The organism is Burkholderia sp. Ac-20392 (assembly GCF_017104585.1).
Classification (GTDB): domain Bacteria; phylum Pseudomonadota; class Gammaproteobacteria; order Burkholderiales; family Burkholderiaceae; genus Burkholderia; species Burkholderia lata.
In genome coordinates this window covers 39379-52728 of sequence record NZ_JAAGPB010000015.1, presented here as the reverse complement: position 1 = coordinate 52728, position 13350 = coordinate 39379, and the positions used below count along the sequence as shown (strand labels likewise).

At 65.8% G+C, this 13350-nt stretch carries 11 protein-coding genes and 1 pseudogene; 3 read left to right on the top strand and 9 right to left on the bottom strand.

All coding sequences use genetic code 11. The annotated features are described in order from the left end of the window. Together G3N99_RS04115 and G3N99_RS04110 are read left to right on the top strand one after the other, a co-directional pair. A pseudogene (locus tag G3N99_RS04115) lies at nt 1–570 on the top strand (type VI secretion system-associated protein TagF); the annotation flags it as partial. 4 nt (nt 571–574) lie between these two features. Further along, complete coding sequence (locus G3N99_RS04110) at nt 575–1537, top strand: OmpA family protein (RefSeq protein WP_174939749.1); 963 nt, start codon at nt 575–577, stop codon at nt 1535–1537. 81 nt (nt 1538–1618) lie between these two features. On the opposite strand, the gene tssA is transcribed toward G3N99_RS04110, so the two are convergent. The 9 genes from tssA to G3N99_RS04065 all read right to left on the bottom strand — a co-directional run bounded on the left by tssA (nt 1619) and on the right by G3N99_RS04065 (nt 12299). Then, the gene (tssA, locus tag G3N99_RS04105; protein ID WP_206121729.1) at nt 1619–2740 is read right to left on the bottom strand and encodes a type VI secretion system protein TssA; all 1122 of its coding nucleotides are present in this window, start codon (nt 2738–2740) and stop codon (nt 1619–1621) included. Between the two features lie 41 nt (nt 2741–2781). Then, nucleotides 2782–5451, bottom strand: a complete 2670-nt coding sequence (gene tssH / locus G3N99_RS04100; protein ID WP_174939753.1) for a type VI secretion system ATPase TssH — start codon at nt 5449–5451, stop codon at nt 2782–2784. A 50-nt stretch (nt 5452–5501) separates the two neighbouring features. After that, nucleotides 5502–6602, bottom strand: coding sequence for a type VI secretion system baseplate subunit TssG (gene tssG / locus G3N99_RS04095; protein WP_011350761.1), 1101 nt, complete (start codon nt 6600–6602; stop codon nt 5502–5504). Next, on the bottom strand, nt 6566–8401 hold the full coding sequence (tssF, locus tag G3N99_RS04090; RefSeq protein WP_174939757.1) for a type VI secretion system baseplate subunit TssF: 1836 nt from the start codon (nt 8399–8401) through the stop codon (nt 6566–6568). The genes tssG and tssF overlap by 37 nt, the downstream gene beginning before the upstream one ends. A gap of 77 nt (nt 8402–8478) precedes the next feature. Beyond that, the gene (gene tssE / locus G3N99_RS04085) at nt 8479–8964 is read right to left on the bottom strand and encodes a type VI secretion system baseplate subunit TssE (protein ID WP_043191646.1); all 486 of its coding nucleotides are present in this window, start codon (nt 8962–8964) and stop codon (nt 8479–8481) included. A gap of 63 nt (nt 8965–9027) precedes the next feature. Next, the gene (locus tag G3N99_RS04080) at nt 9028–9531 is read right to left on the bottom strand and encodes a type VI secretion system tube protein Hcp (RefSeq protein WP_006477093.1); all 504 of its coding nucleotides are present in this window, start codon (nt 9529–9531) and stop codon (nt 9028–9030) included. Nucleotides 9532–9601: 70 nt separating this feature from the next. After that, nucleotides 9602–11092 carry a type VI secretion system contractile sheath large subunit gene (gene tssC, locus G3N99_RS04075; protein ID WP_011350759.1) on the bottom strand — a complete coding sequence of 497 codons (1491 nt, stop codon included), beginning with the start codon at nt 11090–11092 and terminating at the stop codon, nt 9602–9604. A 15-nt stretch (nt 11093–11107) separates the two neighbouring features. Beyond that, on the bottom strand, nt 11108–11623 hold the full coding sequence (gene tssB / locus G3N99_RS04070; RefSeq protein ID WP_206121728.1) for a type VI secretion system contractile sheath small subunit: 516 nt from the start codon (nt 11621–11623) through the stop codon (nt 11108–11110). 46 nt (nt 11624–11669) lie between these two features. Next, nucleotides 11670–12299 carry a tetratricopeptide repeat protein gene (locus G3N99_RS04065; protein ID WP_174939759.1) on the bottom strand — a complete coding sequence of 210 codons (630 nt, stop codon included), beginning with the start codon at nt 12297–12299 and terminating at the stop codon, nt 11670–11672. A 374-nt stretch (nt 12300–12673) separates the two neighbouring features. Between G3N99_RS04065 and tssJ the strand changes: the two genes are divergently transcribed. Continuing rightward, a complete protein-coding gene (gene tssJ, locus G3N99_RS04060; RefSeq protein WP_039352027.1) occupies nt 12674–13285 on the top strand; it encodes a type VI secretion system lipoprotein TssJ in 612 nt (203 codons plus the stop codon). The last annotated feature ends 65 nt before the right edge of the window (nt 13286–13350 follow it).

Genomic DNA, 13350 nt, shown 5'->3' with positions numbered 1-13350 from the left:
GGCGACACGCAGGTGCCGATCGACGTCGGCGGCCCCGGCACGTCGCATGACGGCACCTTCAACGATTTCGTCGAACACCAGTCGCTGTACGGCCTCCAGGAGATGCTGCTCGAAAGCGGTCATCCGGTGCGGCTGCGCGGCGCGATGCTCGCGCTCGGCTCGCTGCTGCGGCCGGTGATGCAGAGCGGTTCGTCGCACATCGAGCGCGGCCTCACGCTGCCGCTGCCGGTCGATCCGTTCTACCGCAGCCTCGTCGCCGCGTTCTGGCTCGAACTGATCGCGCCGTTCGTCGCGCAGGCCGATTTCGAGCTCGCGATCTTCATCGGCACGATCGCCGAGCGCGAACGGCTCATCATCGGCTTCAACGGTGCGTCGGCGAAGACGCTGCTGAGCGTCGTCGACCCGCAGACCTACGCCGCCCACAACATCGACATCGACGATCCCGAGTGGATCGACGCCCATGCGCAAAACGATCACCAGATCAGCAAACTCGTCAGCTACCTCGACCAACCGCAACTCTCGCTGCGCGTCGCCATCGACGCGTTCCGCGAAGCGTTCATCGGAGGCTGACAGGATGCATCGCACGATTCAGGTTCGGCGCGCGCGCTTTTCGGTCGCCTTCTCGCCCGCCGTCACCGCCCTCCTCGCTGCCGGGCTCTTCGCCAGCAGCACGGCCTTCGCACAGAACACGGGCGCAACCGTCACGCCGGTCGGCAACGGCACGGTCACGACGACCGCGCTGTCCGCGAACACCGGCGCCGCACCGGGGACGGCCTCCGGCGCCATCGTGCACGGCACGGCCGGCACCGCGAACACCCTCACGCCGCCGCCCGCGACCGCGACGCCCGGCCAGGTGGTCGTCGGCGGCAAGGTGCCCGACGAGGCGACCAAGGCCGCCGTGCTGCAGAAGCTGCGCGATACCTACGGCGCGGCGAACGTCGTCGACCAGATCGAAGTGGGTGACGTTGCAACGCCGCCGAACTGGAGCGCGAACGTGCAGAAGCTGCTCGGCACGCAGCTCAAGCAGATCAGCAAGGGGCAGCTGAAGATCAACGGCACGCAGATCGAGATGAAGGGCGAGGTGCACAACGAAGCGCAACGCCAGCAGCTCGCGAGCGACATGGCGAACACGCTGAACCCGACGTATACGATCAAGAACGGGCTGCGCGTGTCGGCGTCCGAACAGGGCGTGCTCGACCAGACGCTCGCGAACCGGACGATCGAGTTCGAGACCGGCAGTGCGACGCTCACGCCGCAGGGCAGGCTGATCCTCGACCAGATGGCGGCGGCACTCTCGAAGATGCAGAACCGCACGGTCGACATCATCGGCCACACCGACAACTCGGGGAACCGCACGTCGAACATCGCGCTAAGCCAGGCGCGTGCGGATGCGGTGAAGGGCTACCTGATCACGAAGAGCATTCAGCCGCAGCAGATGACGACGACGGGCGTCGGGCCGGATCAGCCGATCGCGCCGAACGATACGGCGGATGGACGGGCACGGAACCGGCGGATCGAGTTCCGAGTGGGGCAATAAAGGACGCCTGCTGCCGCTCCTACCGGAGCGACACGGCAGGCAAAAACGGGCGGCCGCAGCGATGCGCCGCCCGTTTTGCGTTTACGACTGCTCGTCCGGCCGCACGCCCAGCAGCTCGCGAATATGCGACAGCGAGCCGTCGTCTTTCACGACGCTCTCGAGCCACTTGTGCAGCGGCATGTCGGCCCATTCGGCAGCCTTGTCGGCGAGATACGCGACCGGGCTGTGCGGCTCGGTCTGGCGGAAATAGCGGGCGACCGCGCGCAACTGGTCGACCGCCTGCGCACGGTTCTGGATGCCGGCGATCATCTGCGGCACCGGGGCGCGCGGAACGGGCTGCGGTTGCACGTGAGTCTCCTCGGACTGAATCGGGTTGCCGAACACCGGCTCGATGCGCTCGGGCTGCGCCTGCGGTGCCGACTGCGTGTGCGGTGCGCTGCCCGTATAGCCCTGCTCGCGCGCAAAGCGCTCGGCGAGCCGGTACACGGTCTCGAATGCGTCGCGCGCCTGCCGGAAGCTCGGCGCCGAATCGCCCGCACGCTCGACGAGCCGCTCCTCGAACGCATCGAGCGCGAACTCGAACGCCTTCAGGTTCGCGAGCAACGCGGTGTAGAACGCGATCGACGTCACGCGCCGCGACGAATCGATCTGGTCGATCGACGGCTTGCCGCGTGCGATGTCGTCCGCGTGTTCGGGGTCGCGCTTGATCGCCTGCGCGACGTGCTGCGCCACTTCCCAGTCGAGCGTGCTGAACGCGTTGGACGCACCGTCCGTCATCGGCACCGCACGCAGCAGCTCGGCCGTGCGGCCGGACAGCCACGCGACGTTGCCGAGCCGGTGCTCGGTGTCGTCGTCTTCGGGCAGCGGGTGCACGGTGTCCCAGAAGTCGCGGCACAGGCCCTCGAGCAGCGCATAGCCTTCGGTGAGGCCGGTGATGCCGTCCTCGAGCGCGAGCGCCTCGGTCAGCCACACGGCGAGCCGCAGGTCCTTCGTGCGCGTGCGCAGCAGCTCGCCCGCATGGTCGACCACGAAGCCCCAGTCGGCCTCCTTGATCTCGGTCACCCACTCGCCCTGGTCGAGCGTCGGATCGTCGTAGCGCCGCGCGTCCTGGATCGCGTCGAATTCGTTCGAGAACAGCAGGTCGTCGCCGCTGGGCGACGCATCGCTGATCGGCGTCAGCAGCTCGGGGAGATTGATCGGCATGGTTCGTCAGTTCATCAAATGCTTGCGTTGCACGGCCGAGCTCATTCGACGGTGTACGTGAATTCGCCGGCCTCGTCCGCGCGCACCGCGATGCGCGCGATGGCCTCGCCGTCGGCGATCCGGCCAAGCACGTGGCCCGCGATCTCCGGCAGCAGCGTGCCGTTCAGGATGTGGTCGACGTTGCGGGCGCCCGAATCGACCTCGGTGCAGCGCGCGAGCACCGCATCGACGAGCGACTCGTCCCATTCGAACGCCGCCTTGTGGTTCGCCTCGATCCGGCGGCGGATCCGCTCGAGCTTCAGCTCGATGATCTCGGCCAGCACGTCGTCGGAAATCGGGTAGTACGGCACCACCTTCATCCGCCCGAGGAACGCGGGCTTGAAGGTCTTGTACAGCTGCGGGCGCAGCGTCTCGGCGAGCGCGTCCGGATCGGGCAGCTCCTCGGCCGGCTTGTTCAGGCACGCCTGCATCACCGCGGTGGAACCGACGTTCGACGTCAGGATGATCAGCGTGTTGCGGAAGTCGATCTCGCGCCCTTCCGCGTCGTCCATCGCGCCCTTGTCGAACACCTGGAAGAACATCTCGAGCACGTCCGGGTGCGCCTTCTCGACCTCGTCGAGCAGCACGACGGAGTACGGGTTGCGGCGCACGGCCTCGGTCAGCACGCCGCCTTCGCCGTAGCCGACGTAGCCCGGCGGCGAGCCCTTGAGGCCCGACACGCTGTGCGCTTCCTGGTACTCGCTCATGTTGATCGTGACCATCTTGCGCTCGCCGCCGTACAGGATGTCGGCCAGCGCGAGCGCCGTCTCGGTCTTGCCGACGCCCGACGGCCCGACGAACATGAACACGCCGCGCGGCTTGTTCGGATCCTCGAGGCTCGCGGTCGCGGTGCGCACACGCTGTGCGATCGCGTCGAGCGCATGGTCCTGGCCAATCACGCGCGCGGCGAGCAGCGGCTGCAGGTTCAGCACGGTGTCGATCTCGTCCTTCACCATCCGGCCGAGCGGAATGCCCGTCCACGCGGCGACGATTTCGGCGACCACGTGGCCATCGACCTGCAGCGGCACCATCGGCTCGCCGCCCTGCAGCGCGTGCAGCGCCGCGACGCGCTCGGCGAGCTTGTCGCGGGTCGCCTGCACGTCGACCGGCTGGCCGTCTTCCGACGGGCCGCGTGCCTTGTCGAGCGCTTCGCGCAGTTCGGTGATCTCGGCGACGATCACGCGCTCGGCTTCGTAGCGCGCCTCGTCCTTCGCCAGTTGTTCAAGCGCCACGTCGCGCGTACCGCGCAGCTCGCCGAGCCGCTCGTCGTGCGACGCGCCGCCGGCCGCCTCGCGCTCCAGCGACGCGATTTCCGCGTCGATCCGCTCGATGCGCTTCTTCGTGTCGTCGATCGCCGCCGGCGTCGCGCTGTGCGCGAGCGCGACCTTCGCGCACGCGGTGTCGAGCACGCTGATCGCCTTGTCCGGCAGCTGGCGGCCGCTGATGTAGCGGTGCGACAGGCGCACGGCCTCGGTGATCGCGTCGTCGAGGATCCGCACGTTGAAGTGCTTCTCCATCAGGCCGGACATGCCGCGCAGCATCGCGGCCGCGAGCGGCTCGCTCGGCTCCTCGACCTTCACGACCTGGAAGCGCCGCGCAAGCGCCGCATCCTTCTCGAAGTACTTCTTGTATTCGCTCCACGTCGTCGCCGCGATCGTGCGCAGCTCGCCGCGCGCGAGCGCCGGCTTCAGCAGGTTGGCCGCGTCGTTCTGGCCGGCCTGGCCGCCCGCGCCGATGATCGTGTGCGCCTCGTCGATGAACAGGATGATCGGATGCGCGCTCTTCTTCACCTCGTCGATCACGCTCTTCAGGCGGTTCTCGAACTCGCCCTTCACGCTCGCGCCGGCCTGCAGCAGCCCCATGTCGAGCACGTGCAGCGCGACGCCGCGCAGCGGCGGCGGCACGTCGTCGGCCGCGATGCGCAGCGCGAGGCCCTCGACGACCGCGGTTTTGCCGACACCGGCCTCGCCGGTCATGATCGGGTTGTTCTGGCGGCGGCGCATCAGGATGTCGATCGCCTGGCGGATCTCGGCTTCACGGCCGATCACCGGGTCGATCTTGCCATCGCGGGCGCGCTGCGTGAGGTTGGTCGTGTACGTGTCGAGCGCGGGCGTCTTCGACGGGCCGGCCGCCGGTGCGATGCCATCGGCGGCCGACGCGACGTCGCTACCCTCGTCGTCCGCCTGACGCGGCTCGGCTTCGCTCGAGCCGGCCATGATCTCGTCGAACTTGTGCTTCAGGTCCGTCACGTTCATTTCCGCAAACTGCGACGACATCCGTTGCGCGAACTGCGCGAGATCGGACGCGGTCAGCAACGCGAGCAGCAGGTGCCCCGAACGGATGCGGCCGAGCTGCGAGTCGAGCGACGCGATCAGCCATGCCTGCTCGAACAGCGCGATCAGGTGCACGGAGAACACCGGCGTACGCGTGTTGCCCGTCTTCAGGCGCGTCAGTTCGCGCTCGAGATCGGCGTGCAGCGCGTGCGGATCGACGCGGCTCGCACGCAGCGCAAGCGGCAGGTCGCCCGTCGCTTCCTCGAGCAACGCGAGGAACAGGTGCTCCAGATCGACCTCGTAATGGCCGCGCGCCAGGCACGCGCTTGCCGCACGCTCGGTCGCGTGGCGGCACAGCGGGTTCAGTTTCGTGATCAGGGTCTTCAGAGGCGTGCTCATGGCGTCGATCTCAGTCTCAGGTTCGATTGCGTGTTTGTTGTCGTTCGGAATCAGTGAATCACGTGCAGCTCGTAGCGGGCGTCGGAGCGGTCCTCGATCGCGTCGCGCGTACACAGGAACGCATCCCAGCCGAGCCGCGAGCCCGCGCCGAGCACGCTGGCGCCGACCTCGGTGCGCTTGAGCACGAGCTTCACTTCGTATTCGAGCGTGACGCCTGCGAGCAGCGTCAGCATCCGCTCCAGCGCGATAGCGTGCGCACCGCCGGGCAGGAACGCCTCGTAGTCGCGCTTGGACAGCGGGCCGACGACGATCCGCGCGCGCATGTCGCGCTGCCACACGCGTTCGCCGACGAGCGCCGTCGCGCCGAGCACCGCGTTGACTTCGCCGAGCACGCTCAGCTGGTCGGGCGGCACGTCGTACCACTTGCCGACGAACTGGTCGATCTTCACCGGCACGCGGAAATAGTCGGACAGCGTGCGCTGCAGGTACGCGGCCGACATCGGCCGGTGCCGTGCGGCGAGCGCATAGCCGGCGACGGCCTCGTCGAGCACGCCGCCCACGCCGGCCGCGAGACTGTCGCGCACCTCGTCGCTCGGCACGCCCGCGATCGCGAGCAGCAGCGGCAGATAGCGCTCGTCGCGATCGAGCTCGTAGTGGAACGGCAGCCGGTATTTTTTCCACGCGGCATAGAACAGCGCGGTCGCACGGTTCGAGAACACGTCGAAGAATGCACGCGCCGCATGGTCGCGCTTCAGGTGCTCGCGCGCGACGATCTGCTCGGTGTAATGCAGCGGCAGCGCACCCTGCCCGCCCAGCAGCCCGAAGAACGCGGGCGTCAGCTCGACGTGGCCGAGCTCGCCGGCCGCGAGCGCGGCGCCGCGCGCCTCGCCCGTCTTGAGCTGGGTGCCGTCGTCGTCGAACGAGCGGGCGCCTTCGATCTCGCTCGGCGGAAAGCCGAGCGACAGCGTGTTGCGGAATTCGATGCGCTGCGCGACCACGTCGCCCTGCCGCCACGCGCCGGGCGCATCGGACGCCTGCCGCGCGAACAGCCCTTCGAGCACGCGCACGGCCTGGAAGAACTCGAAGCGGTGCGGTTCGTCGAGCAGCGCGTCGACTACGCCAGGATCGATTCGCCGGTGCGGGGCTTGCATCGGATGATCTCCTCGCCGGTGCGCTTCGACACGACGACTAATTGAACGAAACTGTTGAGGTGGACGTACAGCCCGAAGAAGCTGTCGAGCACGCGTATGAACGACGCGAGGCTCGCGCCGACGAAGTGCTCCTCGTCGATCGTCAGGCGGATCTCGATGCCGCGCACGAAGGTCGCGAACGGCTTGCCGGGCAGCCACTGCACCGCGCCGCGCTGCTCGACGCCGGCGAGGCCGTCGATCTGGCGCATCGACACCGCCGTGCGCCGCAGGTCGTACAGTGTCAGCATTTCCTTCAGCGGCGCGAGGCCGTGCGCGACCAGCGACACGTGATTGAGCGCGAGGTGCGACACGAGCCGCCAGTGCGCGGCGCGACCGCGCTCGAAACGCACGCTCTGCGTCGGGCGGCGCAGCAGCGCGATGCCGCTCGTCTGCGCGCCGCCTTCCTGGAACAGGTCGCCGCCTTCGAGCCCGAACGCGAGCATCGCCGGCAGGTCGCGGTTCGTGCAGGTGAGGTCGAGGCTCAGTGTGTCGGTCTGCGGCGAGGTCGGCTCGAAATCGATGTCGACGATCGAGATCTCGGTTTCGTAGCCGGGGCTCTTCTGCGCGACCCAGTCGTTGCGACGCGCGAACCAGTAATGGCCGATCCGCGCCGATTCGCCGTGATGCAACGAATAGAACGGCCGGAATTCGATCACCGATTCCTCGTGCGCCTGCTGCCTGACGAGCTTCACCGAGTCGATCGAATACACCTCGTACGCGAACGCGCGCCGCGCCTCGGCGATCACCGGGTAGGACACCGCGCGGTGCGTGATACGGATCGGCTCGCCGTGCTGGCGGAACAGGTTGACGATCGGCGTGCAGAACAGCCGGAAGTGGCTCGCCGTCAGCAGTTCGAGCAACCGCGCGACGTGCGAATCGCTGCGCACGTCCTGCAGCACGAGATGCAGTGTCGCGCGCTGGCAGCGGCCCGTCGCGCGCGCGATCGCCGCGATGTCGAAGTCGACGAAATCGAACTTGTCGGGGAACGCGAAGTATTCGGTGAGCAGGCGATACGCGGGATGCGATTTCGCCGGGTAGTCGATCAGCGCGTCGTCCTCGTCGAAGCCGGCGTGCGCGATCGGCAGCTTGCGCAGCGCGGTCCAGCGGCCGTTGCGTTCGGGCTCGACATACGCGCCGAGCACGTTGACGAACAGGCAGTCGGTCAGCGCGGCGACGAACGACTGCTCACCGTGCAGATGCGCGCGCAGCGTCGGCAGCTTCAGTGCGCCGAGATCGAGCTGCGCGGCGAGCGATTCGAACGTGATCGAGATCACGCCCGTCGCATTCGACGGCAGCACCGTCGCGCTCGGCGCGAGCGCCACCGGCGTATAGCGCGCTTCCGAGATGCGGATCGGCGCGAGCGTCACGTCATAGGCGGTGCGGAACCGGCACTGCACGCCGCGAATCGGGCGACTCTTCAGCTCGGTGCCGCGATCGATCACGACCGGCTCGGTCTGCTGGCCGGGCGACGCCGGCGTGAACTGCGCGATCGAGCACGACGGGAACGGCCGCAGGTAGTGCGGGTACAGCACTTCCAGCAGCGCTTCGGTGAATTCCGGGTAATCGTCGTCGAGCTTCTTGTTGATGCGCGCGCCGAGCAGCGCGAACGACTCGATCATCCGCTCGACGTGCGGATCCTCGCAATGCTCGCCGGACAGCGCGAGCCGCGCCGCGATCTTCGGATAACGTTCGGCGAAATCTCGCGAATAGCGCCGCAAAAACGATAATTCGCGCTCGTAATACGGCAGCAATTCTTCCATCGACGACCCCGAACCTCAATATTTCCTGCCGGACCCTGATCCACCACCGGGCGGTCCGGCCCGCTCGGCGGCATGATTTACTGCATTCTTGCGGCGCGTGCGCGCGTGACCGAATACTGCAGCGTCGAGGGCTGCAGCATCGCGTCGAAACTCACCGGCTCCTCGGCCGGGTGCACGACGAGCAGCGCCTGAATCGCGAAGTAAAGCGCGTTGGTGGCCTGCTCGTTCAGCTCGAACGTCACCTGCACCTGCTGCAGGCGCGGCTCGTGGCGTGCGATGGCCTGCTGGATCGACTTGCAGATGAACGCGCGATCGTAGTGACTCGCGAGGCTCAGCCCCGCGAAATCGTTCAGCCCGTAGGTCAGCACCGACTTCTGGCACTCCGGCAGCGCGGCCAGCTCGATCTCGGTGTGAGCGATACGGGTGTTGAGGATCGCCTCGACGTCGCGGGCGACCGTGTTCTTGAGCTCGTCCAGCGACAATTGCCGCATCGCTGCCGAGGCCGGCAGGTGCGGTTCGTCGTCGAACAGCTTGTCGAGAAAACTGGGTTCGAATCGTTTCATCGGCCCTGATTCACAGCGAAAACGGCAACGGGGACGCCGCGCGCCCCGTTGCCGCAACCGACTTTAGACCGCGTAGGTCTTGTCGTTCTTCGTCAGACTCCAGGCGCCTTGCGTGTTGCCGCCCTGGTTGCCGCCGATCTTCTGCTGGGTTTGCTTCCACTGCACAGCTGCGTACTTCAGCGAGAACGTCTCGAGCGGCAGACCTTCTTCGCGAACGCTCGGGGCGATGCTCGAGATGATCACGTACTTGAGCTTGACTTCCAGATACTGCACGCGCTTGCCTTCACCGTCAGCGCGCGAGAAATGGACCGTCACCTCGTCGAACGTGGTGCCGCCCGAAGCGTGTTGGTACAGCAGCGGGCTCGACGAATCGATTTCCTTCGTGAAAATCATGTCGCCGTGTTCGCAACGCGTCATCGTGTGACCGCCAGCGGTCGATGCGGTTGCCGAACGCGGCTGAACGATCGAGTGATCCCACGATTTCAGTTCGATCCAGCCCTGGTGGTCCTTGTCCGCGGATTCGCCCTTCACCGCGGGACTACCAAACTGCAAGTGCATATGTAACATGGCCCTTCGACTCCCCAAAGAGGTGGTTTTAACGTCCTACCCAGGCGGCCCGCCCGGGCGATTTACTCGCTTATGAATTTGCCGGTTTGGGCAGATCAGCGACAAGTCGCAGAGAAATCGAGAGTTCGTCGAGCTGAAAGTGCGGGCGCAGGAACGCGACCGAACGATACGAGCCCGGCTTGCCCGGAATCTCTGACACTTGTATGGATGCCTCGCGCAGCGGAAATTGCGCTTTCTGTTCCTGCGAGGCGTTATCGTCGAGCAGGACGTACTGCGAAATCCACCGGTTAAGGAAAGTCTCCACGTTCTGCGCCGACGCGAAGCTGCCGATCTTGTCCCGCATCATCGCCTTCAGGTAGTGCGCGACGCGCGATACCGAGAAGATGTACTGAAGCTGGGCGGACAGGACGGCGTTCGCATTCGCGCTGTCGGTGCTGTATTTCTTTGGTTTCTGCACCGACTGCGCAGCGAAGAACGCGGCGTAATCTGAGTTCTTGCAATGGACGAGCGGGATGAAGCCGAGGTCGCTCAGCTCCTTCTCGCGGCGATCGGTGATCGCGATTTCGGTCGGGCACTTCAGCGCGACTTCACCGTCGTCGGTCTTGAACGTGTGGGTCGGCAGGTCCTCGACGAGCCCGCCGCCTTCGACGCCGCGGATCGCCGCGCACCAGCCGAAGTCGTCGAATGCGGCCGTCAGGCGCGCAGCGAACGCCCACGCGGCGTTGCACCACAGGTACTTGTCGTGGTCGGTGCCGTCGACGTCCTCGACGAAGTTGAAGTTCTCCGCGGTCTGGCCGTCCTTCGGATTGAACGGCAGGCGGCCGAGGAAGCGCGGCAGCGTCAGGCCGACGTAGCGCGAATCTTCGGCGTCGCGGAACGACTTCCACTTCGCATATTCGACCGTATCGAACACCTTGCCCAGGTCGCGCGGCTTGCCGAGGTCGGAGAACGACTCGAGGCCGAGCAGCTCGGGCGATGCCGACGCGATGAACGGCGCATGTGCGGCCGCCGCGACGTGCGACATCTGCTCGATGAAGTACATGTCTTCCGGCTGGCGCGAGATCTCGTAATCGCCGATCAGCGCACCGAACGGCGAACCGCCGAACGTGCCGAACTCTTCTTCGTAGACCTTCTTGAACAGCGCACTCTGGTCGAACTCGCTCGCGCCCTTGAAGTCGCGCACGAGGTCGCGCTTCGGTGCGTGCAGCGCCTTGATCTTGATCGTCTGGCCGGTGTTGCTTTCCTTGACCAGGTAGTCCATCCCGCGCCACGTGCTTTCGAGGCGCTGGAATTCCGGCGCGTGCATCACTGCGGAAAGCTGCGTGGAAATCAGGCGGTCGAGTTCCGCGACGCGCGCGTCGATCGTGGCCGACAGGTTGTCCGACACGATCACCGTGCCGTCGAGCACCTGGTGCACGAGTTCGCCGATCAGGTCCTTCGCACGCGCATGCTCGGAATCGGATTTCGCGACCTTGCTCTTCTCGACGATGTCGTCGAGCAGCGAAGTCCCGGCGGCGTAGTCCGCGCCGCTCGCTTGGGCCGCAGCCGTTTGCTGGTTCATCTCAACACTCCGTCGTCATTCGCCGTCTTTTTCGCCGCCCGTGCCCTTCGCGAGCTCCTGCAGCTGCTGCGTGTTCTTCAGCACCTCGGACAGCAGATCCTCGAGCTTGTCGTTGCCGGCGAGCTTGTTGCGCAGGTCGGCGAGCTTCGAGCGCGCCTCGAGCAGGCGGCGCAGCGGCTCGACCTGTTCGACGACTTCGTCCGGGCTGAAATCCGACAGCGAACGGAACTTCAGGTCGACCGCGAACTTGCCGCCTTCCGGGCTCAGGCGGTTTTCCACCTGGAACGCGGCGCGCGGCTCGATCGCCTTCATCACGTCGTCGAAATTGTCGCGATCGATGTTGACGAATTTACGGTCGCGCAGCTTCGGCTGCTCGATTTCGGACTGGCCCGCCAGATCGCCGACGACCCCGACGACGAACGGCAGTTCCTTCACCTCGATCGCATCGCCCTTCTCGACCTCGTAGGTCAGTTGGACGCGCGGCGGCCGTATTTTCTGCAAGCTTTTCTGAATGCTTTCTTTCTTGGCCATCTCGACGGCTCCCAGGTTAGTTGTGGTTATCGCGTCAGTTTTGCGGTCAGTTGCGCAGTGCGCCGAACGGGTCAGCGCCGCCCTTTTGCGGCGTGGTGGGCGGCGTCGGCGCAGTGGCGGCCGCCTCGGCCGTCGGTGCAGCGCCGCCCGTCTTCGCACGATGAACGACACGGCGCGTCTGGCGCGGCTTCACGGCCTTCGTTTCCGGCGGGAACAGCGCCGATTCACCCAGCGTATCGCGCAGCTGCTTCGCGAGCGCCTGCGCGTCCGACTTCGCGTCACCCGCGAGCGACGAATCCTGGCGCAGCTCGCCGAGCGACTGCGTCGCGATCCGCAGGCCGGCCACGGCCAGCACGCTCTTCGCCTGACGGTCGGTCGCGTCGCGCTGCAGGGCTTCCTGCGCGGCAACGATTGCCTGGCCGTAGTGGTTCTGGGCGAACTGGATTTGCGCGATGCGTGACCACGGCTCTTCGCGCGTCGGATCCGACTTCGCGAGCTGCTGATACAGGCCGAGGGCCTTGTCCTGGTCCCCCGCCTTCGCAACTGCGTCCGCATCCGCCAGCGACTTGTTGAACACTTCGGCAGTCGGCGGTGCGGGAGGCTGGCTCGCACAACCGGCGATCACGCCGCAAGCCACTACTACCCCAGACAGTTTTGCGAAGAGACGGTCTTTCATCGTTATATCCACCGGCGCGTGAGTTTTAAATCGTTGAGAATCTGGTTCTTTTGCTTTGCAAGAAGCGCGCGGGTATAGTACCGATCAATTTTTCATAATTCAATCGTCGTGTGAAGAGTAATTCCTTTTAAAACCGGGCGCTACCCCCTCCAATGGCCTCTCGCAGCGGGCTCGCAGCGATTTTTCTTTCGGCCGGAATGGGCAAGTTTTACTGGTTTCGCGACGCACCGCCCGGACGGCGGAAAAATTTTCCGGACGCCTGCCATGATGCGGGCGTGCTTAATAGTTGAACGGTGCAATGTCGGGGATACGCAGCGAACGCGGAAATTCCCGGCAGATTTGACAGGGATAAAAGGCAGCCCGCCGGAAAACCGATGAGATCGTTGATGATTCGCTACGCGCTGCCACTGGTTGCCTGCGCCCTCCTGGCCGGATGTGCGGCCGCCCCGCTGCTCGGCTCGGCCGCGAGCGCCGTGATGTCCGCGGCCGGCATCGGCAAGCCCGAGCTGCCCGACGCGCAGAAGCCGCCGCGCAACCTCGGCATCACGCTCGCCGCGGCGCCGAACCTGAATGCCGCGACCGACAACAAGCCGCTCGCGCTCGTCGTGCGGCTCTATACGCTGAAGGACCCGACGTCGTTCCAGCAGGCGCCGTTCGACGCCTTTACGGATCCGACCAAGGAAAAGGCCGCATTGGGCGCGGATCTGCTGAACGTGCGTGAAATCACGCTGATTCCGGGCCAGCGCTATACGGCGACCGAGAAGGTTTCGCGCGAAGCACAGGCATTCGGCATCGTCGCGCTGTTCCGCGATCCCGCACTACAACGATGGAAACTGACGTTCGATCCGGTGAAGTCGGAGAAATCCGGCATAATCATCGGCCTGCATAATTGCGCGATGACGGTCACCGACGGCACTGTCATCGCACCGCAACAGGGTGCGCCTTCGCAACCGCTGAATTTGCTTTCTTCGGTCTCCTGCGGTTAAACAATGACGCACGAATGTCAATTAACAAGAGTTAACAATTGGCGATTTAATTCGGGCACGAACAA

What these genes read in the sequence shown, in the direction of transcription:
- tssH (WP_174939753.1), bottom strand. Translation starts at nt 5,451, where the DNA reads ATGAGCACGCCTCTGAAGACCCTGATCACGAAACTGAACCCGCTGTGC.
- tssA (WP_206121729.1), bottom strand. Translation starts at nt 2,740, where the DNA reads ATGCCGATCAATCTCCCCGAGCTGCTGACGCCGATCAGCGATGCGTCG.
- tssF (WP_174939757.1), bottom strand. Translation starts at nt 8,401, where the DNA reads ATGGAAGAATTGCTGCCGTATTACGAGCGCGAATTATCGTTTTTGCGG.
- tssJ (WP_039352027.1), top strand. Translation starts at nt 12,674, where the DNA reads ATGAGATCGTTGATGATTCGCTACGCGCTGCCACTGGTTGCCTGCGCC.
- tssE (WP_043191646.1), bottom strand. Translation starts at nt 8,964, where the DNA reads ATGAAACGATTCGAACCCAGTTTTCTCGACAAGCTGTTCGACGACGAA.
- tssB (WP_206121728.1), bottom strand. Translation starts at nt 11,623, where the DNA reads ATGGCCAAGAAAGAAAGCATTCAGAAAAGCTTGCAGAAAATACGGCCG.
- G3N99_RS04110 (WP_174939749.1), top strand. Translation starts at nt 575, where the DNA reads ATGCATCGCACGATTCAGGTTCGGCGCGCGCGCTTTTCGGTCGCCTTC.
- G3N99_RS04065 (WP_174939759.1), bottom strand. Translation starts at nt 12,299, where the DNA reads ATGAAAGACCGTCTCTTCGCAAAACTGTCTGGGGTAGTAGTGGCTTGC.
- tssC (WP_011350759.1), bottom strand. Translation starts at nt 11,092, where the DNA reads ATGAACCAGCAAACGGCTGCGGCCCAAGCGAGCGGCGCGGACTACGCC.
- tssG (WP_011350761.1), bottom strand. Translation starts at nt 6,602, where the DNA reads ATGCAAGCCCCGCACCGGCGAATCGATCCTGGCGTAGTCGACGCGCTG.
- G3N99_RS04080 (WP_006477093.1), bottom strand. Translation starts at nt 9,531, where the DNA reads ATGTTACATATGCACTTGCAGTTTGGTAGTCCCGCGGTGAAGGGCGAA.